Origin of the sequence: Streptosporangium vulgare (assembly GCF_042428775.1) — a bacterium.
Lineage (GTDB): Bacteria > Actinomycetota > Actinomycetes > Streptosporangiales > Streptosporangiaceae > Streptosporangium > Streptosporangium vulgare.
The window spans coordinates 1-17,512 of sequence record NZ_JBHMBS010000019.1 but is presented as its reverse complement, the minus strand read 5'-3'; the positions used below and the strand labels follow the sequence as shown (position 1 = coordinate 17,512).

Here is a 17,512-nt window from a genome sequence, read left to right as displayed (position 1 = left end):
GAGGTCAGCCGAGCTTACGGACCTCCACCTTCTCCTTGCGGTAGTTGTTGCCGTTGCCGTCGGGCTTGTAGTTGCCCTCCACGTTGCCCGCGATGTCCACGGCGAACCAGTGGACGTCGGAGGTCTTGTCGAGCGTGATCTGCTGGGAGCCCTCGCGCATTCCCGCGGCGAGAAGCTTGGTGGAGTTCAGCGTGGGCCGGCTGCCGTCCAGGGTGTAGTAGACGTTGGCGGGCCCGTCGACCTCGAAGGTGAACGTGGTCGACGTTTCGGTCCGGTCGGTCACCTTCACCTTGGAGTCGGGTCTCTTCCTGTCGTCGGCGTACTCACGGGCCACTTCCAGGATGCCGATCTGGCCGGACGAGAACTCCATCGCCTCCTCGTGGCCCTCGGCGAACGGCGGCTGGAAGCCGACCGCCTCGAAACGCTTGGTCTGCGGGTTGTAGACGTCCGCGCCGACCTCGAAGCTCCAGCCGATGATGCCCCGGTTGTACCAGTGCTCGTCGGCGCTGTTGCCGGCCGCGGAGTACAGCACGTCCGGTATCGGACCGGTGCGGCCCGGCCAGATACCGTTGCCGCGCCAGGACTGGACGCTGGAGAGGATGTGGTTGGAGGCACTCCAGAAGAAGTTCTCCGTACCGAAGTCGGGCCGCGGCAGCGTCTCACGACCCGCGGACTTGTACGCGCCCGGAGCCCACATGAAGTAGCCGCCGTAGGAGTGCGTGTTCATCGCGAACTTGATGTTCGGGTACTGGGTGGTGAGCCAGACCTCGTTGCGCGCCTCCGGCTCCGACAGCTCGGCCGGGCCCGCGTAGGTGCCGCTGGTGCAGGTGGTCGAGGCGCCGCTGTAGCCGTCGAAGACGGAACCGACCGAGAAGTTGCGGTTCAGGTCCACACCCCAGGCGTTGCGGTTCGCGGGGTCGGCCGCGTTGACCGGGCAGTGGTTGGTCATGGTCTTGCGCTGCATGTTGTAGTCGTAGACGCTGTAGTGCCCGCCGTCGGGGTTGGACGTGGGCATGATGAAGATGTCGAGGTTGTCGACCAGCTTCTTGGTCTCCCCGTCACGGGCGTAGTTGCGCAGCAGCCTCTCGGCGGTCTCCACACAGGTCAGCGGGGTCACCCATTCGCGGGCGTGCTCCTGACAGTAGAGGAACACGCCGACCTTCGAGCCGTCGCGCTGCTTGCCGATGCGCAGCGCCTTCATCTGGAACGGATCGCGCGAGATGGTCGCCGGCGCCTTCAGGTTGTCGGTCAGCTTCGTCGCCGCGGCCGCGGCGACAAGACCGGCACCCGCGTTGCCCCGGTAGGTGGCGGCGGTCAGCAGCGCCGACGCCGCGGCATTGCCGTTGAGCGCGTCCACCACAGCCTTGGCGGTGCTGCTGATCGCGGAGGACGCGTCCGTGCCGAGGTTGACCACGACGTCCTTGCCGCTCACCGACACGCTCAGCGCGGCTGAGGCGGTGTCCGGCTTCACCAGCGCCACGCTGATGTCGTTGCCGCCCTCGTGCCCGTACGCCTTCGAGGTCACGTAGAACGTGCTCGCCGCGACCGTGCCGAACTGCGCCTGCGCCGCCCGGCGGTAGCCGTTCGTCTTGTGCGGCAGATCGATGATCTGCGAGATCTTCGGGAACTCCCGGGCCAGGCCCGAGATCCGGTTGGTCACCTCGGTCGGGTCCATGTAGCGGTCGACGAAGTCCGCGACGTAGTGCTTCTTCGGGGCCTTGCGCTTCTCACCCAGCCACTTGGTCACCGGAACCGTGGCCGAACCACCCCGGTTGCTGGTGATCGTGACCTGGGTGGGAATCGCGGTCAGGGCCAGCGGCGAGCTGAACCGGTGGTACATGTACTGGCCGGCGTCGGTGAAGCGCGACATCGTCGCGGTGCCGCCCGAGTCGGGGGCGGTGTCCTTGCCGCTGTCCCAGGCGACGGTGAGCACCGTCGCCGCGTCGATGGCGCTCGACTTCACCTCGACCGACAGGAAGTTCTGGTTGTCGAGGCTGGTGAACCACTCGGCGCGGAGCGGGGTCAGCGTGTCGACCTCCGCCGCCGCCTGGGCCTCGGCCGCGACGGCACTCCGCCGCTGGATCGAGTTGTCGGCGACCTCAGTCTGGTCGGAGATCTTGCCGACGATGTTGAAGCCGAGATCGCGGAGGTTCTGAGCCTCCTCTGGGCTCAGCACCGCGTGCATCTCGAACCCGCCGTCGACGGGCTTCTTGTACTCCGCGAGGTCGACGCCCATGGAGTTGAGCCGGTCGATGCCGGCCTCGTCGGGGACGATGACGCGCAGCAGCGCCACACCGTTCTGTTCGGTGCTGGACTGATGGTCGGGGGCGACCTCGCTGGCCGGTGGGGACGGCTCGGCGAGAACGGGGAACGAACTGAAGCTCAGGGCAATGGGAAGGGCGAGCACGACCGCGATACGGCCGAGTCTCCTGCCATCGAGAGAACTCCTCATGAGAGATGCCTCCAGTTGGCGCACACCTCCGGGTATTGGGGCATCCCGGCAGAAAGTACGCAATTGGCAAGAATCTTCACCAGAGGACGCATCTTCGTCAAGACCCCAAATCAATGCATTCTACGCATCCAATAACTTTAGGGTAAAATTTATATGATATTTATACATAAGGTACATGTTTTGAGATGTGGTCGCCGTAGCTCCAATCTCAAATCTTGCCAGATATAATCTAGTTTGTCGCTTTTAAGATGGTTTGAGGTTAATTCCGCCTCCACTGCCGCCTTCTCGCCGGGTGACCGGCCACAGCGCGGCCCGCCCCAGGACGCGGATCTCCGCGCCCAGGGCGTCGGCGTGCGCTCCGGCCGACGTCGCCTCACCCGCACGGGATCCTTCGGACGGTTTCCAGACTCGGCCCCGGCTTACGGAGTGTCCGCGCCGACGCGGTAAGCCACGTTCACCGGCACGCGACCGCGGAACCCCGGGGAGGATTCATGTCCACCGCGAGCGCCCACGGGTTCACTTCGAGTGAGGTGTCAGCACCTTGTCGATGATGTAGATGGTGGCGTTCTTGGTGGCGATGTCACCGCAGACCACCTTGGCCCTGCCGGAGACGATGTAGTCCTGGCCGGAGCCCTTGACGGTGATCCGGCCGCCCTGCATGGTCTTCAGCGGGGCCCCGACCAGCTGGGACGGGGCCTTCCCGCCCTCGACCACGTGGTAGCTCAGCAGCTTGGTCAGCTGTTTCCTGTCGGCCAGCAGCTTCTTGAGCGCGGCCGGCGGTAGCTGGTCGAAAGCCGCGTTGCCGGGGCTGCCTTTGCCGGTGGACGGCAGGGCCGAACAGCCGGGGCCGACAGGCTTGCCTCTCATGCCGGCCGAAGGCGTTGACGTGTGGCCCGCGGACGGCGAGGCCGTGGGGCCGGGCACGAAATCGACAGCCGCCCCCGCGACGGCGGGAAGCGTGCTCGACATCAGCGCGCTCAGCCCGGAGGCGAGAAGTTCCCGCTTCATGGCGACCTCCTGATCGGGATGGATGAGCCGACCAGATATGCGCACCAACAGCTCATACCGCCTGTTCACAGCCCCCATTCCCGCCAAATTGCCACTTATTGGACATATAGCCATTAATGCCTAAATCCACATCGGAATGTTTACTAGGGCAACGTCGCCACGGTTACCGTCAACCCGAATCAGGACACAGGGTAATCAAATAAATTCACATGGTGACCGCGCGGTCACGCCGCTACCCGGCCCATCTGGCACCGCCGCTGGATCAGTACGACTACCTGGCCGTCGGGAGGATGATCCTCATAGAGGGCTTCGGGCTTCCTTCCAGGGTGATCGGCCATGATATTGGCCGGCGAACCACGTCGCTATACGCCGCTCTTACCTCGCCTGTGGAACGCTCTGGGCAAAGCAGACGGCCAAGATCGAGCGGGGACCAGGTGTCATCAGGTAGTGGAGCATCGGCGTGGTGGCGTCCTGAACGGATGATCGCCTCGGCCGCGGGAGTCGTCGCGATGGCACTGGTGGCGGCGGGCTGCTCCTCCGCCGACACCGCCGGCCGGGAGGTTCCCGTCGTACGACAGTCGGCCACCGCCTCACCGACGGCGCCCGCGACCACGATCCAGAAGGCGCCGCCGGTCGACCCCGCGTGGCCCCGCTGGGGGTTCACCCACACGGGGGTGAGCGCCAACAACGTCACCGAGGAGTTCGAGCAGGTCGTGGCCGGGGCTCTCGCGCGGACCCCGATGCTGCAGAACCAGCACATCATGGGGTTCGGGGCGCTCAACCCCCAGCCTCGGCCGCGGGAGTTCTACTGGGAGGACCTCGACAGCCGGACGAACCTGATGAGGAAGTCCGGCGGCACGCAGGTCATCACGCTCTGCTGCGCCCCCGACTGGATGAAGGGCGGCCCCGAGGGCCCGACCTCGGACGCGGGCTGGGACGAGCACCTGGAGGACGCCCCCTACCCCGAGCACTTCGACGACTTCGCCAAGCTGTCGGCGGCCGTCGCCACCAGGTATCGCGACGTCAAGTACTTCATGGTCTGGAACGAGTTCAAGGGCTTCTGGAAGGACCACTCCAAGCCCGCGGACTTCAAGGGCTACACCACGCTCTACAACAAGGTCTACGACGCGGTGAAGGCGGTCCGGCCCGACGCCCAGGTCGGCGGGCCCTACCTCGGCTTCGACAGCAACAGGACGGGCAAGTCCGAGCTGCGGGGGCCGTGGGGGGTCGTCAACCAGAACGCCCTGGACGCCTTCGAGTACTGGTTCGAGAACAAGAAGGGCGCCGACTTCGTCGTGGTCGACGGCGCCTCGCTGACCGACGCCCACGAGATGCTGCCCGACGCGTTCGGAGCGCTGAGCAAGTTCGGCGCGGTCACCACCTGGCTGCGGGAGAGGACCGGCGACATGCCGGTCTGGTGGTCGGAGTGGTACTTCGTCCCCGAGGACAAGACCACCTGGCCCGAGCCGATGCGGCTCGCCGTCCAGGCCGCCTCGATGATCGAGTTCGCCGAGAGCGGCGCCGCCACCGCGCTGTACTGGAACCCGCAGGCCAAGGCGGGCGCCTGCCAGGGGTGCATGTGGGACCCGAAGACCGGCGCCATGCTCCCCACCGGCAAGCTGGTGAGCGACTTCGCCACCTGGTTCCCGGCCGGAGCCGAGCTGGAGAAGGTCACCTCCTCCGATCCCGGGGTCCGGGTGCTCGCCCAGCCACGGCGACTGCTGATGGTCAACACCACCAAGGCGAAGGTCACCACGACCGTGGACGGCGGGGAGTTCGCCCTCGGGCCCTACGAGATCAGGTGGAGCGACCGCTAGCCTCCGTGGTCAGCAGAACCACGGCTGGGACACCGACCGACTGACCCCGCTGCTCGCCGGGCTCTGCGAGATCCTGCCCTGGGTCCGCCAGTGGCACGACGAGTTCGACCACGTCTACGGCGCCAGCCCTGCCGACATTCACGAAGGCTTCCTCATCCAGACCCGCGACCGCCTACACCTCAGCGAAGACGACCTCACCACCTGGCCCCCCGAAGACGCCCCTCCGCGAGCGGCCCTGTGATCAGAAAAGCGCCTCCTTGCTGCCATCTTAATGCCAGGGTTAAGCTATGGATGGAGCTGGATGGCAGGTCGTACTGGTTGCCGAGGTCGCCGACTGGTACGACCGGTTATGCCAGGACGACTGGGACAGCGCCGAGCAGGTTGAAAACGCCATAGACATGCTGGCGCAGACCGGGCCGCCCCTTGGCCGACCGCTGGTGGATCGCATCAAGGGAGCCGACAACCACCATTTGAAAGAGTTACGACCCGGTTCTTCAAAAGGAAGCGAGATCCGCATTCTGTTCGCATTCGACCCGATTCGCCGGGCAGTACTTCTGGTCGCGGGCGACAAGGCCGGTAACTGGGACCATTGGTATGACACGAACGTACCGATGGCGGAGAAACGGTACGCCGAGCACATAGCGGAGCTGGCTAGCAGGGAGTACGAATGAGCGCGGTCAACTGGGACGAGGTGAAGCAGCGGGCGCGGGAGCGACGCCAGGCTGCGGGACTACCTGTGCGATCGGATGACGAGAAGTCCGCCGCGATGGAGCAGCTCGCCGCTGAGGTCAGGGCGCACAAGCTCGCGGAGATCAGGCGTGAGCAGGATCTGACCCAGCGGGATGTGGCCACCACCATGGGGGTTTCCGGCCCAAGGGTCTCGGCCATCGAACACGGGGAGGTCGACCGTGTCGAGGTGGCGACCCTGCGTTCCTATGTCGAGGCCCTCGGCGGGCGGCTGCGCGTGGTGGCCGACTTCGGCGACGTCGAATACACCGTGGCATAGCCCATACGACGACGGAAGTCCTCGGCCAGGTGGCCGAGGGCTTCCGTCGTTTTCAGGAGTGGCGTCAGAAGTCGAACTCGCCCTTCTTGGCGCCGTCCACGAAGGCGTCCCACACGCTCGCACTCACCACGAACGGCGCCCGCTCGGGAGCCTCGGTGTCCCGCAGGCCCACCCGACCACCCGACAACGGAGCCACCTCCAGGCAGTTGCCCTGGTCAGATCCGCTCTTGGTGGCCTTACGCCAGGCCGCGGTCTCCAGCTCATCACTCAGGTCCACAGTTTCTCCGCCTCTCTGATCAACTCGATGGACATGTGTTGAGGTTGCGCCTCGGCTCGCAAGGCGTCATATCTGCTATGGATAGCTTCGACATCTTCTGGACGATCTGTCACGTTCCCATGGATTGCGGACTGGATATACGCCGTATCTGGACTTCCTGAAAGCTGCGCGATCACGAAGCTACCGAGGATTCCCGTCATCACCCCCAGCTTTGAGGGGATGATCTGGATGCCGATTCGCGGGGACTCTACCGCCTCCACAAGGCGTTCGAGTTGTCGACGCATGACTTCCTTGCTACCGACCAGGCGATGCAGAACGCCTTCGTCTAGTACCACGCGAAACAGCGGTGGAGTGGCGCGCCTGAAGATCTCTTGGCGCTCCATTCGAGCCGTAACAGCCTTCTCGATTTGCCTGTCGGTTATGCCGGGCTCGCCGCGAATAACCGCCCGCGCGTATTCCTCGGTCTGGAGCAGACCTGGAACGACGAGCGGTTCCCAGGTGTGCAGGGAATGCGCCTCCTGCTCGATGTCCAGCCACCCGCGGAACCATCGAGGGCTCGCCGAGCGGGTGATGTGCTCCCAGAGTCGAACGAGTTCCCCGCCCGCGCCCACGGCCTCGTCATAGCGCTCCATGAAGTTCCGGCCGGCCCTGCGCTGACCTCGCTCAATGAAGCCGATCAGGCTCGCGCTGAACTGGATGACCTCCGCCAGACGCTCTATGGAGATACCAGTTCTTTTTCGGTGTTTGCGAAGTTCAGCCCCCAAAAGAACCAGAGGCTTCATGGATGGATCGGGTTCATGGAAAACGGACATTTTCAGCTCCGTCCTGTGGGGGCGCTACTCCGGCAACACAGAAAAACACAGTCCACTACAAAGTGTCCTGGTGGTGTGCGGGGAGTTTCGATACCCAACGTAGCCGGTCGAGGGCATCCTGTGAAGGGATGGATGGAGCGAGAAAACCATCAGATAAGCCCTCTTACCACATGCACCAAAAGACCTCGGCAAGCCTGTCCCCAAAATAATTCGCTATGTCCGGAAAAGAGAACGAGAAATGACGTCGAGGTGCCAGAACATGCGACATCGACAGGTAGTTCAGGCATTCGCCGGATACAGACCTGTCACCCTCCGGCAAGCCCTGACCGGACGAGCGGAAATCGCCTGACGCAGGTACGAACACCCGGACAGCACCGCTCCACCCCGGAAACACAGTCCTCGCCCCAGAAACGAAAGCGGGACCCGCCACGGCATCGCACGCCGGGACGAGTCCCTCGACCGGACGTAGGAGGTCCGATCTGATGCATCACCCTAGAGGAAACCCCAGGCCCATCAGGGTCCGTTGGCACGCAGACCAACCGCCGATGCCCCTCGGCTGTCGCTGGTGCGGTCATCCCCCGTACGCGCACGAGGCCGCCAGCCTCCCCCACCGCGCCCGCCACCACTGGGAGCAGCCCACCCCCGCCCAGGTGCACGCCCGGATGACCGTCCGCCGCCGCCTCGGCCTCTCCGGCCGCCCGCCGGTCGCGGCGCCCATCCGTTCGATCCCCGGCCCCACACCTCCCGCCGTTTCCCCGGTGCGACTCCCGGAGGTCTCCCCCGGCCGGCACCGGCGTCCGGAGCAGGCCGGGGTCACGGTCGTCGCCGTGCCGTACCGGCGAGGACGGTCGCCGGGTCCCCGTACCCCCGGCAAGCACGCCCCGCACCGGCGGGGGGCGACGGCGTGAACGGACGCGAGCCCCAGCCCCGGCAGAGCGGACGGCACCGGCGCGGGACAGCCTCCGAGCAGGTCGGCTCCCGGCCCTGGGACCCGGCCGAGCGCGCCGCCGCCGAGCAGCTCGACCAGGTCGAGCCCGCCTGGACCGTCTGGTACGGCCCCGGCACCCGGCACTTCCACGCCGTCGCCGTCTGGCCCGCCTCCGCACCCCTGATCGTGCGGGCCCGCACCGCCGACGAACTACGCGACCTGATGCGCGAGGCCGAACACAGCACACCGCCACCCCGAGGAGGGACCATGCCCGAGACCCCTGACACACCACACCCCCCGGACCCCCCGTACGGCCCGCGGGCGTCAGCCGATCGACACCTCCCGGACGACCCGCGCACCGTCTACTGGGACCTGCCGCACGACCTGCCGATCGTCGGCAAGGCCCGCGCCATGGCGGGCGAGACCCTCGCCGCCTGGGCACTGCACCACCTCGTCGACGACGTCGTCCTGGTGGTCGGCGAACTGCTCGCCAACGCGATCGTCCACGGCGAACCCGTGGTCAGGCTCTCCCTGTGGGCGAGCCCGGACGAGTTCCAGGTCCAGGTCACCGACCGGGGTCCCGGACGGCCACGCCACCTCGCCCTGGACCCCGAGTCCCCGCACGGCCGCGGGCTGGCCATCGTCAGGGCCCTCGCCCACGACACCGGCGTCACCCCCCTCCCCAACCGCCCCGGCAAAACGGTCTGGGCCCGCTGGCGACTACCGTCGCGAGATGTCCAGCCCACTTCCCGAACCAGCCGGTGACCCGTCGCGCCGTCGCCGGCGGTCGAGGTGTCTTCGCCTACAACGCCGCGTACCTCGAACCCCCACGGAAGATCGTCACCATATATCCATAAATGTCCAAATAGGGAGCATTAGTCAATGGATGCATTGACTAATGGTTGATTAAAACTGAAACACATGGTTCGAGAGTGACTGTCTGTTCTTGGTCGCAGTCATGGTGCTACGGTGTCTGCCTGTTCACGCTCTGCTGTTGAACGGCACCGCATGGCCGTCCCGTCTTACAGGGGGAACAGCAGGTTCGACGCGGCCTTTTCATGCTCTGCCGCCACTCCCGAGGACGCCGATGTCAGTAGATGCACCCCACCGGGCGCGGAGAAGGTTCTCACCGAGGGAACTGGTGGTCCTCGCCTCCCTCGGCACCATGATCATTACGGCCTGCGCGTGGTTGTGGGCGCTGTCCGCCGCCCCTTACGCGGCCAGAGGGCTGATGGCGCTCGTCGGCGGGATCTCGGCCGTACTGCTGTCCGGCGCCGCCGCGGCCGTCGCCCACTACTCCGGCACCGGTCGCCGGTTGCGTGAGCAGGCCGAGTGGGCCGACGCGCGGTTCACCTGGCTGGAGCGGGAAACGCTGCGGATGGCCGAGGAGACGCTGCCCTCGCTGGGACGTCAGGTGCGGGACGGCGCCTCGGTCGCCGACGCGCTCTCCCAGATGCCGCAGCCTCCGGACGGCCCGCTGCGGCACCTGCTCGGCGCGGCCGGGCACGAGCTCGAACTGCTCGAACGCGAGCGCGCCGTCGCCCAGGCGTCCCGTGAGACGACCGAGGACGAGATCTCCCGGCTGGTCGACGACACGCTGCCGGAACTGGTCAGGCGGATCCAGACGAACCGGATGTCGGTGAGCACCGCACTGGCCGGGATACCCCAGCCGGAGCACGAACCGCTGCGCGACCTGCTGCGCGAGACGGCACGACAGCTCTCCGAGAGCGAGCGCAGGGGCAGCGCCGTGATGGCGGCGTGCGCCGGGGCCGCGGCCCGGGTACAGGCACAGGCCACCAGCCTGCTCGCCCGGCTGCGCGAGCTGGAGGAGCAGTACGGCGAGGACGAGGAGGTGTTCGCCGACCTGCTGGACCTGGACCACCGCATCTCCCAGGTGAGCCGGCTGGCGGACAACGTCGCGCTGCTGAGCGGCGGCCGTTCCGGGCGGCGGTGGACCCGGCCGATCGTCGTGGAGAGCGTCCTGCGCGGCGCGATGGGCCGCATCGGCGGCTACCGGCGCATCCGTCTGCACTCCACCAGCACCGCCGCCGTCGCGGGATACGCGGCCGAGGGCGTGATGCACGCGCTGGCCGAGTTGATGGACAACGCCGCCACGTTCTCGGCGCACGGCACCGAGGTCCACGTGTACGTGGACGAGGAGGACGCCGGCGTCGTCATCACGATCGAGGACAGTGGCCTGGGGATGCGCACGCGCGAGCGGCAGCACGCCACCAGGCTCGTGTCCGAGCCGCTCGACCTGCGGACGCTGTCCGGTACCCGCCTGGGTCTGGCGGTCGTGGGACGCCTGGTCGACAAGTACGGCCTGACGGTCAGCTTCCGGTCGTCCGCCCGCGGTGGCATGGGGGTCGTGATGCTGATCCCGCGCCTGCTGATCACGCAGCCCCTGCAGGTCACCGTGCCGCCCGGCGCCGAGGCGCCGGTCCGCCGCCCCGTTCGGGCCGCCGTGCAGGCCACCGTGCCGGCACCGGCCGTACCCACGCAGGAGGGGCCTGCCGACGAGTCCGAGGATCTGCTGCCCAGGCGGCGCCGGGGGCAGACGCTGGCCGAGGCGACCAGGGCGCGGCAGGCACCGCCGGCCAAGCCCGCGCGCGAGGGGCGTGACTCGGCCGCGAGGTTCGCCGCGTTCCGCCAGGCCGGCGGCCGTGGGCGTACCTCCTCCCCGGCCCCTCCCCCGGCCCCTTCCCCGGCTCCGGGCGACTCTTGACACACGTCCGCCGACCACCGGACACCTTTGGATTCACAGATGAGGAGGCAGGGGCCGTCCCTCCCGCGCCGAAGGGGCACCCCGTCGTTTCTATGAGCACAACCGACGCTTCGCACACCACCGATCGTGACTTCGACTGGCTACTGGAGAACCTCAAGAAGAAGACCCCGGGGATCAGGCATGTGCTGGTGCTGACCAGGGACGGCCTGAAGATGTGCTTCACCGCCGGCCTCGGCCGGGACGGGGCCGACCAGCTCTCCGCCCTGGCCGCCGGGATCCAGAGCCTCTCGCTGAGCGCCTCCGCCGAGTTCGGGGACGGCATCGGAGCGGGGCAGGCGATGGTGGAGTTCGCCGGCGGACTGCTGCTCATCGTGCCGGCCGGGGACGGCGCCCACCTGGCCGTGTTGGCCGAGGAGGACGGCGAGGTGGGGCTCATCGCGCACAACATGAACGAACTGGTGGAGCAGATCGGGGTGTACCTCACCGCGGCACCGCGGCAGACGGAGAACAGCGACGAGCGCGGATGACACGGCGAGCCATCGACCGAGAAGACCCTGACCGGCTCTACACGGTCACCGGGGGGCGTACCAGCGCCGATGAGAAAACCTTCGACTCCGTCTCCCTCATCGTCAGCGAGTGCGCCCCCACCCCCGGTATGCAGTCCGAGCACGTCAAGATCCTGCGGATGGCCCAGCGGCCGACGGCGGTGGTGGAGATCTCGGCGGAACTGCGACTGCCGGTCAGCGTGGTGAAGATCCTGCTGCGCGACCTGCTGGACACCGGTCGCATCACCGTCCGTCATCCGTCGGTCGCCACACAGGCCGGACGACCGGATCCCGAAATCCTGAGGCAGGTGCTCGTTGCCCTCCACAACCTCTGACCAGATGGCGGCCGCCGTGCGGACGCCGCTACGCACGACCGCCGCGGACGCCCTGAAAATCGTGATCGTCGGCGGGTTCGGGGCGGGAAAGACGACCCTGGTCGGCTCGGTGAGCGAGATCCGCCCGCTGAGCACCGAGGAGGTCATGACCCAGGCGAGCGTGGGCATCGACGACGCCAGTCAGGTACGGACCAAGTCGACCACCACGGTGGCCTTCGACTTCGGCCGGATCACGCTGAACGCGAGCAAGGTGCTCTACCTGTTCGGCGCGCCCGGTCAGCAGCGGTTCTGGTTCGTGTGGGACCAGTTGTTCGCCGGCAGCCTGGGCGCGGTCGTCCTGGTGGACGCCCGCCGCCTGGAGGATTCCTGGTATTCCATCGACCGGCTGGAGCACCACCGGACCCCGTTCGTCGTCGCGGTCAACCGCTTCGCCGACGGGCCCACCCTGGACTCGGTGCGCGAGGCGCTGGCGCTGTCACCCGAGGTCCCGCTCATCGACTGCGACGCGAGAGAGCGGTCCTCGGCCAAGCACGTGCTGATCACGCTCATCGAGCACCTCACCCGCACCTACGACCAGTCGCCCGCCCGAGAGAGCATGCCGTGACGAACTCCCCTCCCCTGCCCGACTCCGCAGACCCGTCCGCCGCCTCGCCCGCATCGCAGCATCCCGAGCGAGAACGGGAGCCGCTGGAGGGATACGCCGACCACGCCGATGCCGTACGGCTGCACGCGTCACTGATCGGCGACGATCCGACCGCGCTGTTCCAGGAGATGCGCCGCGAGCACGGACCCGTCGTCCCCGTTCTCCTCGACGGCATGCCCGTCTGGTACGTGATCGGCTATCGCGAGCTGCACCATGTCACCAGCCAGTCGCAGTTGTTCAGCCGCGATCCCAGGCGCTGGAACCTGCAGGACCACCTCCCCCCAGACTGGCCGGCGCGCCCGTACGTGACATGGCAACCGTCCGTGATGTACGCCGAGGGGGCCGAGCACCAGCGGCGGATCGGTGCCATCAGCGACGCGCTGGACAGCGTCGACCGCACCGAGCTGGCCCTGATCTGCGAGCAGGTCGCCGACCGCGCGATCGACGAGTTCTCCGGGGACGGCCAGACCGACCTGGTCTCCCGGTACGCCCACCGGATTCCGGCTCAGGTCATCACCCGGCTGTTCGGGCTGGCGGAGACCGATCTGCCGGAGCTGGCCGAGGACGTCAACCATGTGCTGAGCGGGAGCGAGGAGGCCCCCGCGGCGCTTCCCCGCATTCTGGACAAGGTGAGCCGGCTCATCGCCGACAAGCGCGCCCTGCCGGGCCACGACCTCACCTCGCGCATGCTGGCACACTCCGCGCGGCTCACCGACGAGGAGATCGTCCTGGACCTGATCATGGTGCTGATCTCCTCCCATGACAACTGCTCCAACTGGATAGGCAGCACCCTGCGGCTGATGCTGGTGGACGACCACTTCTCGATGAGCCTGCAGGGCGGCCGCAGCAGTGTCGGCGAGGCACTGAACGACGTCCTGTGGAAGGACCCGCCCTCGCCGAACATGCCCTCGCGCTGGGCCGTGCAGGACTGTGAGCTGGCCGGGCGGCGCATCCGCCGGGGCGACATGCTGGTGCTCGGTGTCGCCGCGGCCAACGCCGATCCTCAGGTGCAACCGGCCGCCCATGCCGGCTCCGGCGCCAACAGAGCGCATCTGTCCTTCGGCCACGGCGAGTACGGTTGCCCCTTCCCCGCGCCCGAGCTCGGCGGGATCATCGCCAAGACAGCCGTGGAGGTCCTCCTCGACCGGTTGCCCGACGTCTATCTCACCGTGAAACCGGACGCGCTGCGGTGGCGCCCTTCGCTGTGGGTTCGCAGCCTGGAGGCCCTGCCCGTACGGTTCAGCCCGACCGTGCCGACCGGCCGCCCGTCGAACGCCTGAAACGCTCCCGGGGAGGCCGGGCCGAAGCGGAGTCCGGCGACCGGTGCGTGGCGAAGCCCGTGAGGGACAGGGAGAGCAGAGGCTCGATCAGGGCGAGGCCGGTTGACCGCTCGCTCGCCCGGGCGACGCCTGCCCCGAGGGCGAGGAACTCGCCGGTGACGAGCTGACCCGGCACCGGCTCGTCACCGGCTTCAGCGAGATCATCCCTGTCCGCTTGCATCTGTTCACATCTGCTTACGTCTACGCATTCCGGCCAGAAAAAGCGTGGCCGATTAATGAAATCCATCAGATATGTCGCGAATCATCGCCGAGCACCCGCGATATAGGCCTACAAAGGATCGTGGTGCGGGCGTAACCTGATCGCCAGACGATCGGCCGGACACCAACACGATCAGGTGGCGCGTTGCGTGACGAAGCGACTCGCGTGGCAGGAAAACTCGCAATGTGGCTGTCAGGGCTGTTTGCGATCGTCGCGCTACCTGTCGGAGTCATAAACCTGTTTCTCCCCCGGCCGATACCCGTACCACTCGATCTCGTGGCCGGATATCTCCTGGGCACCCTGGCGGCCTTCATCGGGTATGTCCACGGGCGCCTCGAAGGCATCCGCGAAAGGCAGGAGCGGCTGCTCAGGCAACCGGCGAGGGGAATCGAGGTCTTCACCACCAGCGAGGAGTTTCTTGAGAAGCTGGTCGGCATCACCGTCGGAGCCACCACCGTCAGCACCCTGAACCTTTCACCGCCCAAGGGAGAACATCCCGGTCTGGACAAGTATTTCACGGAGGTCCACAACAGCATAGAAAGCCGCCGGAGCCCGCTCAAGAGTTTCCGCATCATAGCCAGCGTGGACACCCTCCAGAAGTCGTTGTGGCTGGCCGAGCGGAGTTGCGAGTTGCTCACCACCGGGCGGGTCTCCTTCGCCGTGTTCGACCGCGACTACATCGGCCCTCTCCCTCACCCGCCGATCTCCGGGATCCACGCGCTCCCAGGAATCTCGCGGACACGGCCAGGAAGGAATTCGGCACCCTCGACGTGCTGGTGAACGCCGCCGCCATCAACACCAGGGAGCCCATAGCGAACGTCACCCCGGAACTGTGGACCGAGATTTCGGATGTGAATCTGAAGGCGGCGTATTTCCTCGCCCGTGAGGCGATGCTCGTCATGCGGGCGACAGGGGGCGGTTCCATTATCAATGTCACGTCGATCAACATGGAGATCGGACTCGAAGGGGTCTCCGTCTACGGCGCCAACAAGGCCGACCTGGCGCAGGTCACCAAGACGATGTGCATCGAATGGGCCCAATACAACATCAGGGCGAACTGTATATCCCCCGGATTCCTGATGACCTCGCTGTCACGGCCTCTCTGGGAGGACACCGACCGCGCCTCCTGGATCCTGGAGCGCTGTCCGCTGCGCAGACCGGGAATGCCCTCGGAACTGGTCGGAGCGTGCCTGCTCCTCGCCTCGGACGCGGGTTCCTTCATCTCCGGGACGAGCATCCGCGTCGACGGCGGGCTCGTCGCCGGAAGCCCGTGGAAATCCGTTCCCGGCTGAACGTCGATCCGTTCGGGTACGTCGACGCCCCCTCCTCCGCACGCCACCCGGAACATCTCCGGCGAGGCCCGGAAGGCGGAAGGCTGGAAACTTTCATCGAAGGAGGCGGGGGCATCCGTACCGCTTTCGGCACCGGAGGTGTTTCTCACCTGCGGGAAACCGTCGCGGCAAGGAAGGCGTGTGGCGGACGCGCGCCCGTCCCCCGCCTCGTGATTGAAAATTTCGGCGAATAAATTTAACTTTCGGCGACAAGCGTGAGGCGTCGAACGCCGGGGCCACGACGGTCAGGGGCTCCGGGGTTCGGCCGTAGCCGAAGGGAGATCGACGATGTCCGACAGCGATGTTCCACGCCGGACCGGGCCGGGACCGGGAGGCGGTCGGATGAGAACGGCCCTGCGCGTGGTCTGCGCGGCCCTTCCCCTCCTGCTCGGCCTGGCGCTGACGACCTCGGCAGCGTCCTCGGCGTCCTCGGCGTCCTCGGCGTCCTCCGCCTCCCTGGTGGAGGTCACCGGCTTCGGGACGAACCCCAGCAACCTGCGGATGCACCTCTACGTCCCTGACCGGGTGGCACCCCGGCCGGCCATCCTGCTGGCGGTGCACTACTGCACCGGTTCGGGCCCGGCCTTCTACTCCGGCACCCAGTTCGCCTCGCTGGCCGACCAGTACGGGTTCATCGTGATCTACCCGTCGGCCACCCGCAGCGGGAACTGTTTCGACGTCTCCTCCCCCGAGGCGCTCAGGCGCGGCGGGGGGAGCGACCCGGTCGGGCTCATGTCCATGGTGACCTACGTCCAGCAGCGCCACAACGCGGACCCCTCGCGGGTCTACGTGACCGGCGCCTCCTCCGGCGCGATGATGACCGAGGTCATGCTGGGGCTGTATCCGGACGTGTTCAAGGCCGGAGCGGCCTTCATGGGCGTGCCCTTCGGCTGCTTCGCCAGCTCCTCGGGGTGGAACAGCGAGTGCGCCAACGGCACGATCGTCAAGACCCCCCAGGAGTGGGGCAACCTGGTGCGGGCCGCCTACCCCGGGTACACCGGCGCCCGGCCCCGCGTCCAGCTGTGGCACGGCACCGAGGACTCCACCCTGCGCTATCCGAACCTGGGTGAGGCGGTCAAGCAGTGGACCAACGTCCACGGCCTGAGCCAGACGCCGACCTCCACCGACACGCCCCGGGCGGGCTGGAACCGCAGCCGCTACGCCGACTCCACCGGCACCGTCAAGGTCGAGTCCTACAGCCTGCCGGGTGTCGGGCACAACCTGCCGCAGAGCGGGATGGCCGAGTCCGCGATCCAGTTCTTCGGCCTGGACACCTCCGGCCCCTCCCCCACTCCCACGCCTACTCCCACACCGACCCCCACCCCGACACCGACGCCCACCCCCACGCCCACTCCCACGCCCGGCACCTCCTCCTGCCGGGTGACCTACAGCGCCAACAGCTGGAACACCGGCTTCACCGCCAACCTGTCCGTCACCAACACCGGCACCTCGGTGATCAACGGCTGGGAACTGAGGTTCACCTTCCCCGGGAACCAGCAGATCACCCAGGGCTGGAGCGCCACCTGGACCCAGTCCGGCCAGGTCGTGACCGGCCGCAACGCCTCCTACAACGGCACCCTGAACCCCGGGCAGTCCGCCGGAATCGGTTTCAACGGCGCCTACAGCGGCACCAACGCCGCCCCCGGCTCGTTCACCCTCAACGGCTCGACCTGCGGCTGACGCTCGCACCCCCGTGCTGAACAGTGGGCCGGGGAGTCCACGGAGCCGATCGGCTCCGTGGACTCCCCGGCCCGCCCCCGTCGCGACCACCCCGTGCGACCGGCCCGCCCGTCAGGCACGCCTCGCGGCGGCCTGGGCGTTGTCGGCCCGGACCTGCTCCCGGGTCGCGGGCGTCACGCAGACGTGGTCCGCGGGAGTGGTCTCACGCCAGACGTACCCCTGCTTGCAGGTGTCGGGACCGTAGGGCTTCTTCTGCGAGCCGCCCGGGAGTAGGGCGGGTACGCCGGAGCGGTCCACCTGAGCTCGGTCCAGGGCGATTGACATCCTCTCCGCCCTAAAGGACGGAGATTCCCGCCTGCCGCGTGGGCTTCGGGTGGGTTACTGCTTCGCCGCGCTGCGCCGGGACAAGTCCCG

At 67.3% G+C, this 17,512-nt stretch carries 17 protein-coding genes and 1 pseudogene; 13 read left to right on the top strand and 5 right to left on the bottom strand.

What is annotated here, in order from left to right; genetic code table 11:
- Window positions 1–4 precede the first annotated feature (4 nt).
- Window positions 5–2,452: a M14 family metallopeptidase gene (locus ACFFRH_RS30850; protein ID WP_386161119.1), complete on the bottom strand. Its 2,448-nt coding sequence runs from the start codon at window positions 2,450–2,452 to the stop codon at window positions 5–7.
- A gap of 516 nt (window positions 2,453–2,968) precedes the next feature.
- Window positions 2,969–3,460, bottom strand: a complete 492-nt coding sequence (locus tag ACFFRH_RS30845; RefSeq protein ID WP_386161118.1) for a fasciclin domain-containing protein — start codon at window positions 3,458–3,460, stop codon at window positions 2,969–2,971.
- Between the two features lie 479 nt (window positions 3,461–3,939).
- Between ACFFRH_RS30845 and ACFFRH_RS30840 the strand changes: the two genes are divergently transcribed.
- The 4 genes and pseudogenes from ACFFRH_RS30840 to ACFFRH_RS30825 all read left to right on the top strand — a co-directional run bounded on the left by ACFFRH_RS30840 (window position 3,940) and on the right by ACFFRH_RS30825 (window position 6,283).
- Entirely contained in the window at window positions 3,940–5,277 is a 1,338-nt protein-coding gene (locus ACFFRH_RS30840; protein WP_344747204.1) for a glycoside hydrolase 5 family protein, read from the top strand.
- 19 nt (window positions 5,278–5,296) lie between these two features.
- A pseudogene (locus tag ACFFRH_RS30835) lies at window positions 5,297–5,518 on the top strand (DUF7008 domain-containing protein); the annotation flags it as partial.
- Between the two features lie 46 nt (window positions 5,519–5,564).
- A complete protein-coding gene (locus ACFFRH_RS30830; protein WP_344747206.1) occupies window positions 5,565–5,948 on the top strand; it encodes a type II toxin-antitoxin system RelE/ParE family toxin in 384 nt (127 codons plus the stop codon).
- Entirely contained in the window at window positions 5,945–6,283 is a 339-nt protein-coding gene (locus ACFFRH_RS30825; RefSeq protein WP_344747207.1) for an XRE family transcriptional regulator, read from the top strand. Before ACFFRH_RS30830 ends, ACFFRH_RS30825 begins: the two co-directional genes overlap by 4 nt.
- Before the next feature lie 64 nt (window positions 6,284–6,347).
- Here ACFFRH_RS30825 and ACFFRH_RS30820 read toward each other — a convergent pair whose 3' ends face one another.
- Both ACFFRH_RS30820 and ACFFRH_RS30815 read right to left on the bottom strand, forming a co-directional pair.
- Window positions 6,348–6,560: a DUF397 domain-containing protein gene (locus ACFFRH_RS30820; protein ID WP_344747208.1), complete on the bottom strand. Its 213-nt coding sequence runs from the start codon at window positions 6,558–6,560 to the stop codon at window positions 6,348–6,350.
- Entirely contained in the window at window positions 6,551–7,372 is an 822-nt protein-coding gene (locus tag ACFFRH_RS30815) for a helix-turn-helix domain-containing protein (protein WP_386161117.1), read from the bottom strand. Before ACFFRH_RS30815 ends, ACFFRH_RS30820 begins: the two co-directional genes overlap by 10 nt.
- 545 nt (window positions 7,373–7,917) lie before the next feature.
- Here ACFFRH_RS30815 and ACFFRH_RS30810 point away from each other — a divergent pair.
- The 9 genes from ACFFRH_RS30810 (at window position 7,918) to ACFFRH_RS30770 (ending at window position 17,098) form a co-directional block, all read left to right on the top strand.
- Window positions 7,918–8,280, top strand: coding sequence for a hypothetical protein (locus ACFFRH_RS30810; protein ID WP_344747210.1), 363 nt, complete (start codon window positions 7,918–7,920; stop codon window positions 8,278–8,280).
- On the top strand, window positions 8,277–9,065 hold the full coding sequence (locus tag ACFFRH_RS30805) for an ATP-binding protein (protein WP_344747211.1): 789 nt from the start codon (window positions 8,277–8,279) through the stop codon (window positions 9,063–9,065). Before ACFFRH_RS30810 ends, ACFFRH_RS30805 begins: the two co-directional genes overlap by 4 nt.
- A gap of 322 nt (window positions 9,066–9,387) precedes the next feature.
- Entirely contained in the window at window positions 9,388–11,025 is a 1,638-nt protein-coding gene (locus ACFFRH_RS30800; RefSeq protein ID WP_386161116.1) for a sensor histidine kinase, read from the top strand.
- A gap of 92 nt (window positions 11,026–11,117) precedes the next feature.
- Window positions 11,118–11,552 (top strand): roadblock/LC7 domain-containing protein, encoded by a 435-nt coding sequence (locus tag ACFFRH_RS30795; protein WP_344747213.1) that lies wholly within the window; start codon window positions 11,118–11,120, stop codon window positions 11,550–11,552.
- Complete coding sequence (locus tag ACFFRH_RS30790; protein WP_344747215.1) at window positions 11,549–11,905, top strand: DUF742 domain-containing protein; 357 nt, start codon at window positions 11,549–11,551, stop codon at window positions 11,903–11,905. The genes ACFFRH_RS30795 and ACFFRH_RS30790 overlap by 4 nt, the downstream gene beginning before the upstream one ends.
- A complete protein-coding gene (locus ACFFRH_RS30785) occupies window positions 11,886–12,509 on the top strand; it encodes a GTP-binding protein (protein WP_344747216.1) in 624 nt (207 codons plus the stop codon). The genes ACFFRH_RS30790 and ACFFRH_RS30785 overlap by 20 nt, the downstream gene beginning before the upstream one ends.
- The gene (locus ACFFRH_RS30780) at window positions 12,506–13,828 is read left to right on the top strand and encodes a cytochrome P450 (RefSeq protein WP_344747217.1); all 1,323 of its coding nucleotides are present in this window, start codon (window positions 12,506–12,508) and stop codon (window positions 13,826–13,828) included. Before ACFFRH_RS30785 ends, ACFFRH_RS30780 begins: the two co-directional genes overlap by 4 nt.
- Window positions 13,829–14,692: 864 nt before the next feature.
- Complete coding sequence (locus ACFFRH_RS30775; protein ID WP_344747218.1) at window positions 14,693–15,379, top strand: SDR family NAD(P)-dependent oxidoreductase; 687 nt, start codon at window positions 14,693–14,695, stop codon at window positions 15,377–15,379.
- Window positions 15,380–15,760: 381 nt separating this feature from the next.
- Window positions 15,761–17,098 (top strand): extracellular catalytic domain type 1 short-chain-length polyhydroxyalkanoate depolymerase, encoded by a 1,338-nt coding sequence (locus ACFFRH_RS30770; protein ID WP_344747219.1) that lies wholly within the window; start codon window positions 15,761–15,763, stop codon window positions 17,096–17,098.
- Between the two features lie 111 nt (window positions 17,099–17,209).
- Here the strand turns inward: ACFFRH_RS30770 and ACFFRH_RS30765 are convergent, their stop codons facing one another.
- Window positions 17,210–17,422, bottom strand: a complete 213-nt coding sequence (locus ACFFRH_RS30765; RefSeq protein WP_344747220.1) for a hypothetical protein — start codon at window positions 17,420–17,422, stop codon at window positions 17,210–17,212.
- Between the last annotated feature and the right edge of the window lie 90 nt (window positions 17,423–17,512).

What these genes read in the sequence shown, in the direction of transcription:
- ACFFRH_RS30850 (WP_386161119.1), bottom strand. Translation starts at nt 2,452, where the DNA reads ATGAGGAGTTCTCTCGATGGCAGGAGACTCGGCCGTATCGCGGTCGTG.
- ACFFRH_RS30845 (WP_386161118.1), bottom strand. Translation starts at nt 3,460, where the DNA reads ATGAAGCGGGAACTTCTCGCCTCCGGGCTGAGCGCGCTGATGTCGAGC.
- ACFFRH_RS30840 (WP_344747204.1), top strand. Translation starts at nt 3,940, where the DNA reads ATGATCGCCTCGGCCGCGGGAGTCGTCGCGATGGCACTGGTGGCGGCG.
- ACFFRH_RS30830 (WP_344747206.1), top strand. Translation starts at nt 5,565, where the DNA reads ATGGATGGAGCTGGATGGCAGGTCGTACTGGTTGCCGAGGTCGCCGAC.
- ACFFRH_RS30825 (WP_344747207.1), top strand. Translation starts at nt 5,945, where the DNA reads ATGAGCGCGGTCAACTGGGACGAGGTGAAGCAGCGGGCGCGGGAGCGA.
- ACFFRH_RS30815 (WP_386161117.1), bottom strand. Translation starts at nt 7,372, where the DNA reads ATGTCCGTTTTCCATGAACCCGATCCATCCATGAAGCCTCTGGTTCTT.
- ACFFRH_RS30810 (WP_344747210.1), top strand. Translation starts at nt 7,918, where the DNA reads ATGCCCCTCGGCTGTCGCTGGTGCGGTCATCCCCCGTACGCGCACGAG.
- ACFFRH_RS30800 (WP_386161116.1), top strand. Translation starts at nt 9,388, where the DNA reads ATGTCAGTAGATGCACCCCACCGGGCGCGGAGAAGGTTCTCACCGAGG.
- ACFFRH_RS30795 (WP_344747213.1), top strand. Translation starts at nt 11,118, where the DNA reads ATGAGCACAACCGACGCTTCGCACACCACCGATCGTGACTTCGACTGG.
- ACFFRH_RS30790 (WP_344747215.1), top strand. Translation starts at nt 11,549, where the DNA reads ATGACACGGCGAGCCATCGACCGAGAAGACCCTGACCGGCTCTACACG.
- ACFFRH_RS30770 (WP_344747219.1), top strand. Translation starts at nt 15,761, where the DNA reads ATGAGAACGGCCCTGCGCGTGGTCTGCGCGGCCCTTCCCCTCCTGCTC.
- ACFFRH_RS30765 (WP_344747220.1), bottom strand. Translation starts at nt 17,422, where the DNA reads ATGTCAATCGCCCTGGACCGAGCTCAGGTGGACCGCTCCGGCGTACCC.